The sequence below is a fragment of the Corallococcus sp. BB11-1 genome, assembly GCF_026626625.1.
GTDB classification, from domain to species: Bacteria; Myxococcota; Myxococcia; order Myxococcales; family Myxococcaceae; genus Corallococcus; species Corallococcus soli.
The window spans coordinates 96,295-112,284 of the sequence record NZ_JAPNJY010000016.1; the positions used below are offsets into that span (position 1 = coordinate 96,295).

Sequence of the window (15,990 nt, forward strand, 5' to 3'; positions counted from 1 at the left end):
AGGCGTTTCACCCTGATTTAGCAGAGCACCGCTGCGCGTTGAACCCCGGCGCGGGCTGCTGGTGACTCCGCATCCGGGCCGCCATCAAACGCGCCGCGCTGCTGTTGCGAAACGGAGCAGCGCGGATTGAGCGCCCGGTCGGGGTTGATTACGGTCTGCCCATGGCCCGGCCTCGGCACCTTGTCTCGCTGCTCCTCCTCCCATTCGCCCTCTGCGTGCAGGCGTGCTGTTGTGGCGCGGGCTCCGGTGGCGGCACGGGTGAGATGCTGGTCAGCGCCGCCGGGCGTGGGGATGCGCAACGCGTGCGTGAGCTCCTGGATGCCGGGGCGCCCCCGCACTCGAGTGTCTGGAGTTCCCGCGGGACCCGGCTCGGCTCCACGAAGTCGGCCGTCGAAGCCGCGGTCGACTCGGGGGTGTGGGAGGCAGTCGAGCCTCTGCTGGTGGATCAGGGATTGAAGCAGGACGCCCTCCGCCATGCCGTCCAGTGGGCGAACCCCGACATCATCCGGAGGCTCGTGGAGAAAGGGGCGAAGTTCTCCCCTGAGCTGGCTTTTGCCGCATACGACCGGGCGCTCCGTCTGGTGGACCGCGCCCGGTCCGAGACCCTGGTCAAGCTGCTCATGGAGCTGGGCATCGACCCGAACGCGACCAAGGAGCACTACGGAGACGCAACCCACGTCCCATTGGTGAGTTTCGTCATCCAGGGCCTGGCGTGGCACAAGGAGGACGGCGGGGCGTCAGCGGATGGAGTCTTCATTTCACGCTGGGGTCCTGAGGTCTTCATCCTCAACGCCAGACCCCGTCTCGATGTGCAGGACAGCAACGGCAGGACCCCGCTCATGGAGGCCGCGGAGCACGGCGCCCAGGACCTGGTTCAGCTCCTCCTGGAGCATGGGGCGGATCCGGCGCTGCTGGACAAGGACGGACGAGACGCCGCCTTCCATGCCTCCAGGTGGGGCCACGACGCTGTCGTGGCCATGCTCAAGGCCCTGCCCCCCAGGACGAGCAAGCCAGGGCCGTGAGGCCATCACTCAACGCCACCTCAGCCGCGCCTTGAGTCCACCCACTCGACGCGGAGCGCGGCCACGCAGCCGGGGGCCCTCCGTCAGACGAGCTTCGCCAGCGTGGGCAGGACCTCGCCACTGCGGCCCTGGACGAAGTGATGGAAGCGCTCCGTGTTGGCGGCGGACTCGAAGTTGATGAGCCACGTGTCCCCGCGCGCGGCGCGCACTTCATCCACGAGGCCCGCCGCCGGCCACACCGCGCCGGACGTGCCCGCGGCCAGGAACACCAGCCGGGTGCCATCCTTGCGCGTGATGAACTCGCCAATGCGCGTCAGGTCCGAGGGCGCCAGCATCTCCCCGAACCAGACGATGTCGGGGCGCAGCCGGCCGCCGCAGTGGTCGCACTTCGGCACCGTGCCGGAGGGGTGCACGGAGGTGTCGTCGAAGGGCTCCCGCCGGCAGTCCGCGCACTTCGTGCGGAAGAGGTTGCCGTGCATGTCCACCACCCGCTGGCTGCCAGCGCGTGAGTGCAGGCCGTCCACGTTCTGGGTGGCCAGCAGGAAGCGGTCGCCCAGGTGCTGCTCCCAGCGCACCAGCGCCTCATGGCCTGGGTTGGGCTTCACGGAGGACGCGCCCGAGCGGCGCTGCGAATAGAAACGCCACACGAGCGCGGGGTCCGCCTGGAAGCCCTCGGGAGAGGCCACCGCCTCCACGGGGTGGTTCTCCCACAGGCCGTTCATGCCCCGGAAGGTCGGCACCCCGCTCTCCGCGGAGACTCCGGCACCGGTGAGCACGAGCAGGCGGGTTCGCGAATCCAGGACGAGCGGTTCCACACGGCCTCCTGTGCCAGCGGGCACCAGGGTTGTTAGAAGGGGCGGCAACACCCTCCCCCGAGGCCTCCATCATGGCGGAAGTCACCCTGGATTTGCGCGGTCAGCCCAAGACCGAGGCGTATGCCGAGCTGAAGTCCCAAGCCTTCGCCATTCTCGAAGGGATGGACGACGACGTCTGCGCGATGGCGACGATGAGCTGCCTGCTGCACCACGCCTTCGGCCACCTGTGGACGGGCTTCTACCGGGTGGTGACGCCCGGGAAGCTGCTCCGCGTGGGCCCCTACCAGGGGACGCTCGGGTGCCTGGAGATCGCCTTCGGCAAGGGCGTGTGCGGCACGTCCGCCGCGAAGGGTGAGACGGTGGTGGTGCCGGACGTGCACGCCTTCCCGGGCCACATCACCTGCGACGGCAGGTCCGCGTCGGAGATCGTGGTGCCGGTGTTCGGCCGCGACCGGGAGCTGCTCGCCGTGCTCGACATCGACTCCGAGCACAAGAACACCTTCGACGACGTGGACCGCGCGGCGCTGGAGGACCTGGTGTCCTGGTTCCAGCACCGCGCGCCCTGACACGCCTGGGGTGGGGCTTCAGCGCTTCGCGACGCGCGCGTAGGCCACGGCCAGCGCCCCCGCGAAGCGCGCGTTGTTCACCAGCAGCGCCAGGTTCGTCTTGAGGCTCTTGCCGCCGGTGCGCTTCGCCATCTCGCCCAGCAGGAACGGCGTCACGGCCTTGCCGCGAACGCCCTGCCGCTCCGCGTCCGCGAGCGCCGAGGCGATGTGCAGCTCCACGTCGTTGCGGGGCAGCGCGGCCTCCTCCGGCGGGGGCACGGTGTAGAGCACGCCGCCCTGGCCCAGCAGCTCGAAGCGGGCATGGGCGATGCGAGCGGCCGTCTCCGCGTCGTCCGCGCGGTGCTCCAGCGAGAGGCCGGACTCGCGGCTGTAGAAGGACGGCAGCTCGTTCGTGCCCACGCCGATGACGGGCACGCCCGCCGTCTCCAGCAGCTCCATCGTCCTGGGCAGATCCAACACGGACTTGGCGCCCGCGCACACCACGGCGACCGGGTAGCGCGACAGCGCGGCGATGTCCTGGGAGATGTCCCAGTGCTCCGCGGCGCCCCGGTGTACGCCGCCGATGCCGCCGGTGGAGAAGACGCGGATGCCCGCCGCCGCCGCCAGCTCGCAGGTGGCGCTCACGGTGGTGCCGCCGCTGGCGCGGGTGGCCACGGCCACGGCCAGGTCACGCGCGCCCAGCTTGAGCAGCTTCTCCTTGCCCTCGGCCAGCCGGCGCATCGCGGCGTCCTCCAGGCCCACCCACACCTCGCCATCCACCACGGCGATGGGCGCGGGCACGGCCCCGGCGCGGCGCACGGCCTCCTCGCACGCGCGAGCCGCCGCGAGGTTGTCGGGGTACGGCAGGCCCTGCGCGACGACGCTCGTCTCCAGCGCCACCAGCGGCTGCCCGGAGTCCTTCGCGCGCCGCACCTCGTCCGAATAGCGGAAGTCCATGGGCGGGCATTTACGACACGGCCCGGGCGGCCGGACAAGCACGGGCGTGGGGAAACGTCGCGGCGCCCACCTCCCGCCCGCGCGGGTTGCATCCGGCGCCGCGCCGCCCTATGCCCCGCCGCCGTGAGCACCCCGTCCCCCGCCATCGCCGCGCCTGCCCGCCTCCTCTCCGCATCCGACCTGGCGATGCTCGCCGTGGTGGTCGTCTGGGGCACGAACTACACGCTGGTGAAGGACGCGCTGGAGGGCATGCCGCCCCGGGCCTTCATGGCGCTGCGCTTCGGGCTCGCGGCGCTCGCGATGGGGCTCGTGCTGCTGGCGGTGGAGGGCTGGAAGCCGATGCCCTGGAAGGTGTTCCTGCGGCTCACCGGCCTGGGGCTCGTGGGCAACACGCTCTACCAGCTGTTCTTCATCGAAGGCCTCGCGCGCACGACCGCGGCCAACAGCGGGATGCTCACGGCGGTGAGCCCGGTGGTGACGGCGGCGCTGGGCGCGGCGCTCGGCATCGAACGGCTGCGCCGTCCCGTCATCGCCGGCCTCTCCCTCGCGGTGGTCGGGATGCTGCTGGTGGTGGGCGCGAGGGGACCGAACCTGGGCCCGGCGACGTGGCTCGGGGACCTCCTGATTGTCGGCTGCTCGCTGTGCTGGTCCATCTACACGGTGGGCACGCGCACCGTGGGCACGGACGTGTCCGCGCTGCGCATCACCGCCATCACGATGCTCACCGGCGCCCCCGGCGTGGTCCTGGCCGGGGCCTCCCAGGTCATCACGATGGACGCCGCGAGCGTGAGCACCTCCGGCTGGGTGGCGCTCGTGTACTCGGCGCTGGTGCCGCTGGTGCTCGCGTACTTCGTCTGGTTCCGCAGCGTGCAGCAGGTGGGCACCAACCGCACGACGCTCTACGGCACCGGCATCCCGGTGGTCGCGGCGCTCACCGCCTGGGCCGTGCGAGGCGAGCGCCCCACCCTGCTCCAGACGCTCGGAGCGGCGCTCATCCTCGCGGGAGTCCTCATCAGCCGCCGCAGGGACACGCCCCAGGGAACGTCCTGAGTCCCCGCTGCGTCAGCCGCGAGTCCCACGCTCCAGCGTGAGTTCGTACTCGGCCATCTTCCGGTCGAGCGTGGGCCGGCTGATGCCCAGCAGCTCCGCCGCGCGGACCTTCTTCCCGCCCGACTCGCGCAGCGCCTCCGCGATGATGTCGCGCTCCAGCCGGGCCACCTGCTCCGGCAGGGTGCGTGGCGAGTGCCCCACCGCGCCCTCACGGACTTCGGGGGGCAGCTGCGCGATGCCCACCTGGCCCGCCGCGTACACGCGCCCCAGCCGCTCCGCCACCAGTTCCAGCTCGCGCACGTTCTGGGGCCACGGGTAGTCCGCCAGCAGGCGCCGCGCCTCCGGCCCCAGCACCGGCGCCTCCCGCCCGCCCTGCCGGGACGCGCGCAGCGCGAAGTACTCCAGCAGCACCGGCACGTCGCCGCGGCGCTCGCGCAAGGCGGGAACCTCCAGCTCGAAGCCCGCGAGCCCCCGCGCCAGCGCCGCATCGAACTCGCTGCGGGTGGCCAGCCGGGAGACGGGCGCTGCACAGGTGGCCACCACCCGCACGTCCACGGGCTCCTCGCCGCCCTGCCGGGCCGGGGCCGCGCGCCGGGCGAGCATCCGCGCCAGCCGCTCCGCCGCCGCCCGGGGGAGCGCCTCCACGTGGCGCAGGAGCAACGTGCCCGCGTCCGCGCGCAGCACCGCGGACGTCACCGGAGGCTGCCCCGGCGCCCCCGCACGACCGAAGAGCGCCACCTCCACCGCCTCCAGCGGCTGCCGGCACTCCACCGCCACCCACGGCCCCAGGGCGCGGGGAGAACGCGCGTGGAGGAAGCGCGCCAGCAGCGCCTTCCCCGTGCCCGGCTCGCCATGCAACACCACGGGCGCGGCGCTGCCCGCGGCCCGCCGCGCCTCTTCCAGCAGCCCCCGGAACACCCGCGACGTCCCCAGCGGCGTCACCCAGGGCACGTCGCTCGCGTCCGCCTCGCCGCGGGAGCGCACCGCCGTGCACGCCTCGCCCCCCAGCCGACCGAACGACGCAAGCAGCTGCCCCTCGCCTTCGGTGAAGGGGGACTCCTCGCGCTCCACGTACAGCACGCCGAAGGGCATGCCGCCCGAAGCCACCAGCGGCGCGCACAGCGCCGTGTCCGTGCGGCCCAGCTCCTTGCGCTCCAGCGCGGCCTGCACCAGCGCGCGAGGCACCTCCACGGACGCCGCGCCGGACACCGCCGCGGTGCGCAGCCCCTCCGGCCCGCTCAGCAGCGCGGCGCTGCGATCCGCGTTGAGCGCGTGCGCCGTCTCCTCCGCCAGCCGCCGCAGAACCATCGCCTCGCTGGTGGCCCCCAGGAGCGCCGTCCCCGCCGAGTACATCGCCGCGGCCGCGCCCACGTGCGGCAGCACCTCCTCGATGGGGACGTGGCCCGGCTCCGAGGCCGGCATGCCGGAGGGCTCGTCGACGATGGACACCGGAGGCGGCTCGAACACCGCGATGGTGGCGCCCACGCGCATCCGGTCGCCCGGGCGCAGCACCGCCTCCTCCTGGAGCGCCAGCCGCTGGCCGTTGAGCAGCGTGCCGTTGGTGGAGCCCAGGTCGCGCAGCCGCACCTGTCCCGCCACGGTGTCCAGGAAGAGCTGCGCGTGGCGGCGCGACACCTGGTCGTCTTCCAGGGGGATGTCGCACGACGGACTGCGCCCGAGGGTCAGCTGGGAGACGACGTCGTAGCGGCGCCCCGCGAACGGGCCCGTGAGCAGCAGGAGTGCCGGCATGCGATTGGGGCAAGCCTAGCAGCGCCCCGAGGGGCACCCGCAAGCACCGGCCCTACATGGGGCGTTCAGCGGTCAGCAGGGCCCGCAGCTCGGACTCGTTGAGCGGGCGGCCCTCGCGCGCGATGGCCAGGGCGTTGATCTGCTTCTCCTCCACCTCGACGTGGGCCCCCTTGCGCCACTCGGTGGTGTGCACCGCGCCATCCACCAGCCGGCCCACCACGGAGCCCTCGTCCCGCGTCACGGCCTCCAGCCACAGGTTCTCCACCACCGCCTCGCCCTCCGGGTGCGTCTCGAAGGGGGCGCGCACCAGGAAGGTGAGGGGCTCCATCAGCCCCTTGCGCTGGAAGCGCGCCAGGAACGCCGGCAGCAGCGCCTGCGCCTCCTCGAGCATGGCCGCCGTCTGCTCCGCCGGCTCCTTCGCGAAGCGCTCGCGGTAGGTCGCCAGCAGCTCCGCCGTGTTGTGCCGGCCCAGCGGCGACACCACGGTGAGGAACAGCCCCTCATGGCCCTCGAAGGCGTCCAGGGGCACGCCCAGCAGGTTCGCGCGGGCCTCCTCCGACGGCACCATCGTGAAGCTCTGGCCTTCGCTGGTGGACACCTCCTGGCGCAGCGCCGGCCCCTGCGCGAACGCCAGGTCCGTGCACAGCTCGTGGAGGAAGCTCTCCGCGGCCAGAAGGTCGCCCTCGCCCAGGTGGAAGATCTCCACGTCGCGCGCGCCGAACTTCTCCATCCCGTGCGAGTGCACCCACAGGGGCGTGTCCCCTTCCGCCAGCTCGATGGCGTGCAGGTGCACGTGGTCGCGGATGTCGAAATCCAGCTCGGTGATCTCCGCCACGTCCTCCGGTTCGTGCAGCTTGAACGCCGTCACGTCCACCAGCACCCCGGGTACCAGCTCCATCAGCGTGCGCACGGTCCACAGCGCTTCAAAGACGGGCAGCGTGGGCTGCGCGCCCCCGGGCTCCAGCAGGAACGCGTAGCAGGACCGGGCCTTCTCCACGCGGGCGAAGGCCTCCGGGCTGCCGCTGAACAGCTCCGGGTTGACGCGCGGACGGCCCTCGCTCTCGGGCTTGAGCACCACCCGCACCTCGGACCCGTCCGCGCGAACGGTGAAGCCCTGTGCGTCCTCGTGCGGCACGAACTCCACCTCGTCGGTGGCGAACGCGGTGCGCAGCGCCTCCAGCGGAGGCGGCCCCGTCTGCTCGGTGGCCAGGACGTAGACCTCCCTCACAGGTGCTTCTCTATCTGTCGGAAGAGGTCCACGCGGTCCACCAGGTCGGTGAGGTAGTCCAGCTTGTCCGTCCCCAGCACCAGCACCGGCGACAGCGAATAGCCCTCGAACCACTCCTCGTAGAGGGCGTTGAGGCGCTTGAGGTACGCGGTCGGGATGTCCTTCTCCATGGCGCGCCCGCGCAGGCGGATGCGCTCACGCAACGTGGCCACCGGGCAGCGCAGGTAGATCATCAGGTCCGGCGGCGTGAGCGACGTGGAGATGGTCTGGTACAGCTCCCAGTACGTCCCCCAGTCGCGCTTGTCGATGAGCCGCTGCCGGTGGAGGTTCTTGGCGAAGATTTCAGCGTCCTCGTACAGCGTCCGGTCCTGCAGCACGGTGCCAGGCGTGCGCTCCAGTTCCTGATGCAGGCGGAACTTGTGCGTCAGGAAGAAGAGCTGCGAGCGGAACGCCCACGTCTTCATGTCCTTGTAGAAATCAGCGAGATAGGGGTTCTGGTCATTGGGCTCGAAGGACGGCGTGAGGCCGTACTTCCGGCACAGGAAGGACGTGAGCTCCGTCTTTCCGGCCCCGATGTTGCCCGCGATGGCGATGAACTTTTTCCTGGCCACGCCACCCTTGCTTGTAACCCCGGCGAGCGGCACACACCAGAAACAATGGTGGGGGAAGCCATGGTAGATAAAGTGCATGCCCCCGCCCCGTCCCGCACGTCCAGGTGCACGCGCCGCGTTGGGTCACGCGTCGCCTGGTTGCCCGTCCGGTGAGCGGCACCCCCAGGGCTCGGCCGCCTCAAGGGGCGGCCGGTAGGAGGAAACCCGACGCATGTTGCGCAAGCTGTGGTGCATGTTGGTGGCGGCGGTGTGGTCGGCGATCATGTTCTTCGTCTCCATCACGGCCATGATCCTGACGCTCAACCCGTCGCGCTCGGTCTGGGTCGCCCGGCGGCTCTGGTCCCCCGTGCTGCTCTGGGCCGGGGGCGCGCGCCTGGAGGTGTTCGGCGCGGAGAACGTGGACCCGAAGCGTCCCACCGTCTACGTGGCCAACCACCAGTCCACCCTCGACATCCCGGCCCACTTCATCTCGGTGCCAGTGGACTTCCGCTACGTGGCCAAGAGCCAGCTGCGCCTCGTGCCCTTCATCGGCTGGTACCTCTGGCTCGCGGGCCACATCTTCGTCAACCGCGGTGACCGGGCCTCCGCCATTGAATCGCTGGAGCGCGCCGCCCGGAAGGTCCGCGAGGGCACCAGCATCTTCCTGTACCCGGAGGGCACCCGCTCCGAGGACGGCCGCGTGCTGCCCTTCAAGAAGGGCCCCTTCGCGCTCGCCCTCAAGGCCCGCGTGCCCATCTGCCCCGTCACCATCGAGGGCAGCTCCACGCTGATGCCCAAGAACTCGTGGAACATCACCCCGGGCCCGGTGCGCGTGAAGATTGGCCGCCCCATCGACACCACGGCGTTCGCGGAGAACGACCGCGAGGGTCTGGCCCGGGCCGTGCGCCAGCAGATCATCGCCGACAACCTCTCCCTGGGAGGCAAGGGCGGCGACACCGAGGACGCCATCGCCCCGCCGGGGAAAGAGGGCATCGGTCAGCAGCGCGCCTCCGCCCCCACCTCCAAAGCCTCCTGAGCGAGCCCTCCGTGCACCTGACGCCCCTGAACCGCCCCCGCTCGCACCGCTGGACCCACGTCGCCCTGCTGGGCCTGGGCCTCCTCGCCACCGGCTGCGGCCACGGCAAGGCCGCGCAAACCGCCCTGGCCCCCCAGGCCCAGGCGCGCGCGTACCTGGCGGAGAACCAGCCGGAGAAGGCCCTGCCGCTGCTGCGCGAGCTGCATGCGCGCACGCCGGACGACGTGGACGTGGCGAGGGCCCTCACGGAGGCCCATGTGAAGGCGGGCCGCGCGGACGCGTGGGCGGAGGAGCTGCGCCAGGCCATTGCCCGGAACGAGCGGGCCATGGACCAGTACATGCTGGGCCTCACGCTCTTCTCGCGGGCGAAGGACGCGGGCCAGCCCACGGTGGCCGCCTTCGAGCGCGCCATCACGCTGTCGCCCACCACCGCCGAATTCCACTACCGCCTGGGCGTCGCGCGGCTGGAGTCGGAGCAGTACGTCGCCGCGCTGGGGCCCCTGCGCAAGGCCGTGGAGCTGGCCCCGGAGCGCGCGGGCTGGAAGCTGCCGCTCGCCAAGGCCCTGTCGCGCACCGGGGACACCGTGGGCGCCGTGGAGGCCCTGGGCACCGTCGTGCGCGGCAACCCCTCACCCGGGGAGGTCGCCACCGCGCGAGCGCTGATGAACCAGCTGGCGGACCCCTTCCAGAACTTCCCCAAGGCGGCGGAGGCGAAGCTCGAGGAGGGCATGCGCTTCCTGCATGAGCTGGACGTGCCCCAGCACGCCGTCATCGCTTTCGAGGAGATCCTCCACGACTACCCGGACCTGGCCGTGGTGCACGCCCTGCTGGGGCTCGCCTACCAGCGCCTGGACGACGCCGGCCGGGCCGTGGACGAGTTCAAGCAGGCCATCGAGCGCGCCCCCCGGGACGGCAAGAACCAGCTCTACCTGGGGGAGCTGTACCTGTCGCGCCAGCGCCCGGACGCGGCCCGCGCCGCCTTCGAGAAGGCCGTGGTGCTCAACCCGCTGCTGGAGCTCGCCTGGTTCCGCCTGGGCGACCTGAGCCTGGAAGCGCGGGACCTCCCCGCGGCGAAGACGGCGTTCCAGGTGGCGGTGACGCTGGAGCCGAACGCGGTGCCCGCGCGCGGGAAGCTGGCGCTCGTGCACCAGTTGGAGGGGGACTACCCGGCCGCCCAGCGGGAGCTGAAGCACGTGGCGGAGAAGGACCCGGAGAACACCGAGTTCGCCCTGCGCCTGGGCCTGCTCTACACCGAAGAGGCCCAGAAGGCGCGAAGCCCCCAGGAGCGCCAGAAGGCCACGGCCGAGGCGGAGCGCTGGCTGGGCAAGGTGCTGGAGACCCAGCCCGACAACGCCGTGGCCAGCCGGGCCCTGCAACTGCTCAAGGGCCAGTAGCCACCAGCACACCCGGGCCTCTACACTCCCGCTTCCGATGAGCGACGCGCGCAAACCCTCCTCCCCCAGCACCCCTCCACCTGGCCCGGCGCCCCAGCCGCGCGCGGCCACCAGCTCCGGCATGCGCGCCGTGAGCGCCGCGCGCGCGGCCCCCCTGGAGAAGCCGAAGGCGGAAGGCCCGCTGGGCAAGCGCGTCGCCTCCGAGGCCTCCAACGTCGTCCTCAACGGCTTCTCCATCCTCAAGGAGCAGCTGGCGGACTTCCGCGCGAGCGACCGCTTCTTCAAGTACAAGGCCGGCATCGTCGCCGGCTGGGTGATGGTGTCCGTGGCCAGCTTCGCCATCGCCTGCCCGGGGCGCTCCGTCGCGACGGGCGACATGGACGCGCGCCTGGTGCTCAGCGACAAGCTGGACCGGCCCTCCGTCACCATCTGGAACGAGAGCCAGGACGTCTGGCGCGACGTCACCATCACCGTCAACGAGCAGTACCGGGCGGCGGTGGCGGAGGTGCAGCCGGGAGCGTTCCTGACCATCACGCCCCGGCAGCTCCTGGGCGCGGGCGGCACCACGGCGCCGGCGGACCTGCGCTTCCAGTCCCTCAAGATGCGCAGCGCGGACGACAGCGCCGACCTCACCGAGGACCTGAAGGTCGAGTGGGAGCGCCTGCGCGCACCGAAGAAGTAGTCGGCTCGTACCGCCTGGAAACACGAAGGGCGCCCTCCCAAGCCGGGAAGGCGCCCTTTGTGCTGTTTCAAGTCCGGCCGGGCCTCCCCAGCAAGGAGAGACCCGGACGCGGAGGGGCGGCTAGCCCTCGGACTTCGTCTCGGCAGGGGCTTCCGTCTCGGCGGCGGCCGGAGCCTTCGCGGGCCGGTCCACCAGCTCGATGAGGGCCATCTCCGCGGCATCGCCCCGGCGGAAGCCCAGGCGGATGATGCGGGTATAGCCACCCGGACGGGAGGCGTAACGCTCCTTGTACTCGCTGAACACCTTCTGGAGGACCACGCGGTCCTTCACGGTGCGCGCGGCGAGGCGCACGTTGGACAGACCGCCACGCTTGGCGAGCGTGATGATGCGCTCGGCCAGCGGCCGGACTTCCTTCGCCTTGGGAACGGTGGTGCGGATGGCACCGTGCTCCAGCAGCGAGGTGACCATGTTGTTGAGCATCGCGAGCCGGTGGCTCGTGGTGCGGTGCAGCTTCCTTTGTCCGACCTTGTGGCGCATGCGCGTGCTCCGGGGCCTCCTGGGAGAACCCCACCACTCCGGCCGTGTCAGGTACCGGGTGGGAAGGACGGCCCCGACACCGGGGACGTCCGTTGAATCGGGCCCTGTCTACCAGGGCCCCCTGCCCCGCGCCACCGTGAAGCCGTGTCGGTGGGGTGCGGGACAGGTGCTGCGACGACGGGAAACGTCGAAACTAGGCCTTGGGCGCCGCGGGAGCCGGCGCGTTCTTCGGCGGCCAGTTCTCCAGCTTCATGCCCAGCGACAGGCCCATCTCCGCGAGGATCTCCTTGATCTCCTTCAAGGACTTGCGGCCGAAGTTCTTCGTCTTGAGCATCTCCGCTTCGGTGCGCTGGACCAGGTCACCGATGGACTTGATGTTCGCCTGCTGCAGGCAGTTGGCCGAACGCACCGACAGCTCCAGCTCGTCCACCGAGCGGAACAGGTTCTCGTTGAGCTTCGCCTCTTCCTTCGGCGCCTCGGCGACGACCGGCTCCTCGGTCTCGTCGAAGTTCACGAACACCGTGAGCTGCTCCTTGATGATCTTCGCCGCGTACGCCACCGCGTCCTGGGGCACCACGGAGCCGTCCGTCCACACCTCGAGCGACAGCTTGTCGAAGTCCGTGACCTGACCGACGCGCGCGTTGGTGACCTGGTAGTTCACCTTGCGGATGGGCGAGAAGAGCGAGTCGATGGGGATGGTCCCGATGGGCGCACCCGGCACCTTGTTGGTGGACGCGGCGACGTAGCCACGGCCCCGGCGGCACGACAGCTCCATGCGCACCTTGCCACCCTCGGACACGGTGCAGATGTGGTGACCCGGGTTGAGGATCTCCACGTCCTGGTCCGCGATGAGGTCGCCCGCCTTGACCTCCTTGGGCCCCTCCACCTCGATGCGCAGCGTCTTCGGCTCGTTCGTGTGCATCCGGAGGAGGACCTCCTTCAGGTTCAACACGACGTCCGTGACGTCCTCGGCCACCTCGGGGATGGTCGTGAACTCGTGGTCCACGCCCTCGATCTTCACGGAGGTGATGGCCGCGCCCTGCAGCGACGACAGCAGCACCCGCCGCAGCGAGTTGCCCAGCGTCGTCCCGAAGCCGCGCTCCAGCGGCTCCGCCACGAACTTGCCGTACGTGGGGCTCAGCGAGTCCTGGTCCACTTCCATGCGGCGCGGCTTGATGAGGTCACGCCAGTTCTTCGCGACAAACGTATCAGCCATGGGGACTGCTCCTCGGGTCGTGCGCCATCACCGACATCCCCGTCGGAGTGACGGGAGGACGGGCACGCGGGGACTGCGTAACGGCGTCGTCCGGCGCGCGCAGAGCGCGCATTCCAGGCGACCAAAGCAATGACGCCCCGGCCTCGTCGGCCAGGGCGTCCACTGCGGGAGGGGCCCGTTGAAGCGGGCCCGGCACCCAGACTACTTCGAGTACAACTCGACGATGAGCTGCTCCTGGATGGGCATGGTCAGGTCTTCACGGTTCGGGACCGTCTTCACCGTGCCCTTGAACGCCTTCTTGTCCAGGTCGATCCACTGCGGAATGCCACGGCGGTCCACCGTCTCCAGCGCCTCGGAGATGCGCAGCACCTTGCGGCTCTTCTCCACCACTTCCACGGCGCTGCCCGGCTTCACGGAGAACGACGGGATGTTCACCCGGCGACCGTTGACCTGGAAGTGACCGTGACGCACCAGCTGGCGCGCCTCGTTGCGCGTGTCCGCGAAGCCCATGCGGAACACCACGTTGTCCAGGCGCAGCTCCAGCTGCTGGAGCAGGTTCTCACCCGTCTTGCCCTTGGCCGCAGACGCGCGGTGGTAGTACCCGCGGAACTGGTTCTCGAGCAGGCCGTACATGCGCTTGACCTTCTGCTTCTCGCGCAGCTGCACGCCGTAGCCGGAGAACTTCACGCGGCCCTGGCCGTGCTGACCGGGGGGATAGGGGCGGCGCTCGATGGCGCACTTGTCCGTGTAGCAACGGTCGCCCTTCAGGTACATCTTCAGGTTCTCACGCCGGCAGATACGGCAGGCGCTCGCGGTGTAACGGGCCACGGAAATTCTCCTTGCAGATGGTCTGGAGCCGGCTCGCGAAACCGCGAGCCAGGCCCGAAGCGGTGATTAGACGCGGCGGCGCTTGGGCTGACGGCAGCCGTTGTGCGGGATGGGCGTCACGTCGCGGATGAGGCTGATCTTCAGGCCGGCGGCGGCCAGCGCGCGCAGCGCCGACTCGCGGCCCGCGCCCGGACCCTTCACGAACACCGTCACGGTCTTGAGGCCGTGCTCCATCGCCTTCGCCGCGGCGTCGCCAGCGGCCACCTGCGCCGCGAACGGCGTGGACTTGCGGCTGCCCTTGAAGCCGCGCGCCCCGGCCGACGACCAGGAGATCACGTTCCCGGACACGTCCGTGATCGTGATGATGGTGTTGTTGAACGTGGACTGGATGTGGACCACGCCGTTGAGGATGTTCTTCTTGCCCTTGCGCTTGCTCTTCTTCGCCGCAGGGGCCTCGCCGCCCTCGGCACCGGCCGGCGCGGCGGCGGTATTGATCTCGTCAGCCATGTGAATCGCTGCTCCTGGGAGTAGGTGATCAACGCCCGCGCCTCACGAAAGGAGGCAGCGGGCGCCAGAGGGTTTAGCGGGCCGGAGCGGCCGGCTTCGCGCGAACGATGCCGCGCTTGGGACCCTTGCGGGTGCGCGCGTTGGTGTGGGTGCGCTGGCCGCGGACCGGAAGACCCTTGCGGTGACGCAGACCCCGGTAGCATCCCAGGTCCATGAGCCGCTTGATGTTCATGGTCACCTCACGCCGGAGGTCGCCCTCCACCTTGTAGCTGGCTTCGATGATCTCGCGGATCTTTCGAGCCTGCTCTTCGGTGAGGTCCTTGGTCCGGGTGGTGAGATCGATGCCCGCCGCTTCGATGATGTCGTGCGCGGTCTTGTTACCGATCCCGTAGATGTACTGGAGCGAGATCACCGCGCGCTTGTTGGGCGGCAGATCGATGCCGGCGATACGAGCCATCTTCGGTCTTCCTTGTTGTGGAGTTGGTCTGAGGCCAACGGTCCCTGAGGGACCGTTAGCCCTGGCGCTGCTTGTGCCGGGGGTTGGAAGCGCAGATGACGCGCACGATGCCCTTGCGGCGGACAACCTTGCACTTGTCGCAGATCTTCTTGACGGACGCCCGAACCTTCATGGAGCGAACTTCCTTCCTTCAACGGAGAAAACACAACAGCCGGTCCGCGAAGGCGGCCGGCGAGAATTACTTGGCCCGGTACGTGATCCGTCCGCGGGTCAGGTCATACGGAGACAACTCGACCTTCACCTTGTCGCCCGGAAGGATGCGGATGAAATGCATCCGCATCTTGCCCGAGATGTGCGCGAGCACCTTGTGGCCGTTGTCCAGCACCACGCGGAACATCGCGTTCGGTAGGGGTTCCATAACGGTCCCCTCGACTTCGATGGAATCATCCTTCGGCAAGCGTCAACCTTCTTCCCGGACCACGAACCTTCTGGAAGCGCGGCGGGATAACACTTTGGTCCGTAAGTAGCAAGCACCGCGCGATTCGAAAATGGGACATCTATCAACACCCTCTGACATCACCCTATTTCACCCCGGGTCTGGGGGGCCTGCAGGATCAGCGGGTAAGCACTTCCGGCCCGCGCTCCGAAATCAGGATGGTGTGCTCGAAGTGGGCGGACAACTTCCCATCCACCGTGACGGCCGTCCACTCGTCCTCCAGCACCTCCACGTCGGCCGTTCCCTGGTTCACCATCGGCTCCACCGCCAGGACCATGCCTGGCCGCAGCTTCAGCCCCGAGCCCGCCTGCCCGTAGTTGGGCACCTGCGGCGGCTCGTGGAGCTTCCGACCGATGCCATGCCCCACGAAGTCCCGCACCACCGAAAACCCCCGGGCTTCCACGTGGCTCTGCACGGCATGCCCGATATCGCCTATCCGGTTACCCACCTGCATCGCCTGGATGGCCTTCTCCAGGGACTGACGGGTGGCGTCCACCAGGGCCTGGGCCTCGGCGGTCACCCTTCCCACAGGCACCGTCCGCGCCGAGTCCCCGAAGAAGCCCCGGTACACCACCCCGAAGTCCAGCTTCATCAGGTCTCCTGCCACCAGCCTGCGCTTCCGGTTGGGGATGCCATGGACCACCTCCTGGTTCACGGAGGCGCAGAGTACGCCCGGGAAGCCGTGGTAACCCTTGAACGCTGACCTGGCCCCCTTCTTGGCGATGAGCTGCTCGGCCAGGGCATCCAGCTCCCAGGTAGAGACACCCGGCGCCACGGCCTTCTCCAGCTCATCCAGGATTTCACGAACGATTCGCCCTGCTTCCCGCATCAGGGCAATCTCGCCGGGGCTCTTGAGCTCCATCGGGTTCCCGCGCCTCTTT

At 70.0% G+C, this 15,990-nt stretch carries 19 protein-coding genes; 6 read left to right on the top strand and 13 right to left on the bottom strand.

Annotated elements, in window-relative coordinates; translation table 11 throughout:
* Positions 1–302 precede the first annotated feature (302 nt).
* Positions 303–1,022 (top strand): ankyrin repeat domain-containing protein, encoded by a 720-nt coding sequence (locus tag OV207_RS13580; RefSeq protein ID WP_267555639.1) that lies wholly within the window; start codon positions 303–305, stop codon positions 1,020–1,022.
* A gap of 83 nt (positions 1,023–1,105) precedes the next feature.
* Here OV207_RS13580 and OV207_RS13585 read toward each other — a convergent pair whose 3' ends face one another.
* On the bottom strand, positions 1,106–1,837 hold the full coding sequence (locus tag OV207_RS13585; protein WP_267555640.1) for an SIR2 family NAD-dependent protein deacylase: 732 nt from the start codon (positions 1,835–1,837) through the stop codon (positions 1,106–1,108).
* Positions 1,838–1,908: 71 nt separating this feature from the next.
* On the opposite strand from OV207_RS13585, the gene OV207_RS13590 reads away from it, so the two are divergent.
* The gene (locus OV207_RS13590; RefSeq protein WP_193430057.1) at positions 1,909–2,403 is read left to right on the top strand and encodes a GAF domain-containing protein; all 495 of its coding nucleotides are present in this window, start codon (positions 1,909–1,911) and stop codon (positions 2,401–2,403) included.
* Positions 2,404–2,421: 18 nt separating this feature from the next.
* Here OV207_RS13590 and OV207_RS13595 read toward each other — a convergent pair whose 3' ends face one another.
* Positions 2,422–3,339: a pseudouridine-5'-phosphate glycosidase gene (locus tag OV207_RS13595; protein WP_193430058.1), complete on the bottom strand. Its 918-nt coding sequence runs from the start codon at positions 3,337–3,339 to the stop codon at positions 2,422–2,424.
* Between the two features lie 123 nt (positions 3,340–3,462).
* Between OV207_RS13595 and OV207_RS13600 the strand changes: the two genes are divergently transcribed.
* The gene (locus OV207_RS13600; protein ID WP_267555641.1) at positions 3,463–4,389 is read left to right on the top strand and encodes a DMT family transporter; all 927 of its coding nucleotides are present in this window, start codon (positions 3,463–3,465) and stop codon (positions 4,387–4,389) included.
* A 12-nt stretch (positions 4,390–4,401) separates the two neighbouring features.
* Here OV207_RS13600 and OV207_RS13605 read toward each other — a convergent pair whose 3' ends face one another.
* Genes OV207_RS13605 through OV207_RS13615 form a run of 3 tightly spaced genes read right to left on the bottom strand, consistent with a single transcriptional unit; the run spans position 4,402 to position 7,977 of the window.
* On the bottom strand, positions 4,402–6,138 hold the full coding sequence (locus OV207_RS13605; RefSeq protein ID WP_193430059.1) for an FHA domain-containing protein: 1,737 nt from the start codon (positions 6,136–6,138) through the stop codon (positions 4,402–4,404).
* A gap of 52 nt (positions 6,139–6,190) precedes the next feature.
* On the bottom strand, positions 6,191–7,366 hold the full coding sequence (locus OV207_RS13610) for a DUF2314 domain-containing protein (RefSeq protein WP_267555645.1): 1,176 nt from the start codon (positions 7,364–7,366) through the stop codon (positions 6,191–6,193).
* Positions 7,363–7,977, bottom strand: a complete 615-nt coding sequence (locus OV207_RS13615; protein WP_120532348.1) for a deoxynucleoside kinase — start codon at positions 7,975–7,977, stop codon at positions 7,363–7,365. Before OV207_RS13615 ends, OV207_RS13610 begins: the two co-directional genes overlap by 4 nt.
* A 214-nt stretch (positions 7,978–8,191) precedes the next feature.
* On the opposite strand from OV207_RS13615, the gene OV207_RS13620 reads away from it, so the two are divergent.
* From OV207_RS13620 to OV207_RS13630, 3 genes are all read left to right on the top strand, one after another.
* A complete protein-coding gene (locus tag OV207_RS13620; RefSeq protein ID WP_193430091.1) occupies positions 8,192–8,992 on the top strand; it encodes a lysophospholipid acyltransferase family protein in 801 nt (266 codons plus the stop codon).
* Positions 8,993–9,003: 11 nt separating this feature from the next.
* Positions 9,004–10,386 (top strand): tetratricopeptide repeat protein, encoded by a 1,383-nt coding sequence (locus tag OV207_RS13625; RefSeq protein WP_267555649.1) that lies wholly within the window; start codon positions 9,004–9,006, stop codon positions 10,384–10,386.
* A gap of 121 nt (positions 10,387–10,507) precedes the next feature.
* The gene (locus tag OV207_RS13630) at positions 10,508–11,068 is read left to right on the top strand and encodes a hypothetical protein (protein ID WP_267555650.1); all 561 of its coding nucleotides are present in this window, start codon (positions 10,508–10,510) and stop codon (positions 11,066–11,068) included.
* 120 nt (positions 11,069–11,188) lie between these two features.
* Here OV207_RS13630 and rplQ read toward each other — a convergent pair whose 3' ends face one another.
* The 8 genes from rplQ to map form a co-directional block, all read right to left on the bottom strand.
* Complete coding sequence (gene rplQ / locus OV207_RS13635; RefSeq protein ID WP_120543265.1) at positions 11,189–11,605, bottom strand: 50S ribosomal protein L17; 417 nt, start codon at positions 11,603–11,605, stop codon at positions 11,189–11,191.
* A 193-nt stretch (positions 11,606–11,798) separates the two neighbouring features.
* A complete protein-coding gene (locus OV207_RS13640; RefSeq protein WP_193430063.1) occupies positions 11,799–12,821 on the bottom strand; it encodes a DNA-directed RNA polymerase subunit alpha in 1,023 nt (340 codons plus the stop codon).
* Positions 12,822–13,022: 201 nt separating this feature from the next.
* A complete protein-coding gene (rpsD, locus tag OV207_RS13645; RefSeq protein WP_193430064.1) occupies positions 13,023–13,649 on the bottom strand; it encodes a 30S ribosomal protein S4 in 627 nt (208 codons plus the stop codon).
* A 66-nt stretch (positions 13,650–13,715) separates the two neighbouring features.
* Positions 13,716–14,156, bottom strand: coding sequence for a 30S ribosomal protein S11 (gene rpsK, locus OV207_RS13650; RefSeq protein ID WP_227028005.1), 441 nt, complete (start codon positions 14,154–14,156; stop codon positions 13,716–13,718).
* Positions 14,157–14,229: 73 nt separating this feature from the next.
* Positions 14,230–14,613 (bottom strand): 30S ribosomal protein S13, encoded by a 384-nt coding sequence (rpsM, locus tag OV207_RS13655; RefSeq protein WP_120532354.1) that lies wholly within the window; start codon positions 14,611–14,613, stop codon positions 14,230–14,232.
* A 55-nt stretch (positions 14,614–14,668) separates the two neighbouring features.
* Positions 14,669–14,785 carry a 50S ribosomal protein L36 gene (gene rpmJ / locus OV207_RS13660; protein WP_002633586.1) on the bottom strand — a complete coding sequence of 39 codons (117 nt, stop codon included), beginning with the start codon at positions 14,783–14,785 and terminating at the stop codon, positions 14,669–14,671.
* A 66-nt stretch (positions 14,786–14,851) separates the two neighbouring features.
* A complete protein-coding gene (gene infA, locus OV207_RS13665; protein WP_002614803.1) occupies positions 14,852–15,070 on the bottom strand; it encodes a translation initiation factor IF-1 in 219 nt (72 codons plus the stop codon).
* Between the two features lie 157 nt (positions 15,071–15,227).
* Entirely contained in the window at positions 15,228–15,971 is a 744-nt protein-coding gene (gene map, locus OV207_RS13670) for a type I methionyl aminopeptidase (protein WP_267555663.1), read from the bottom strand.
* Between the last annotated feature and the right edge of the window lie 19 nt (positions 15,972–15,990).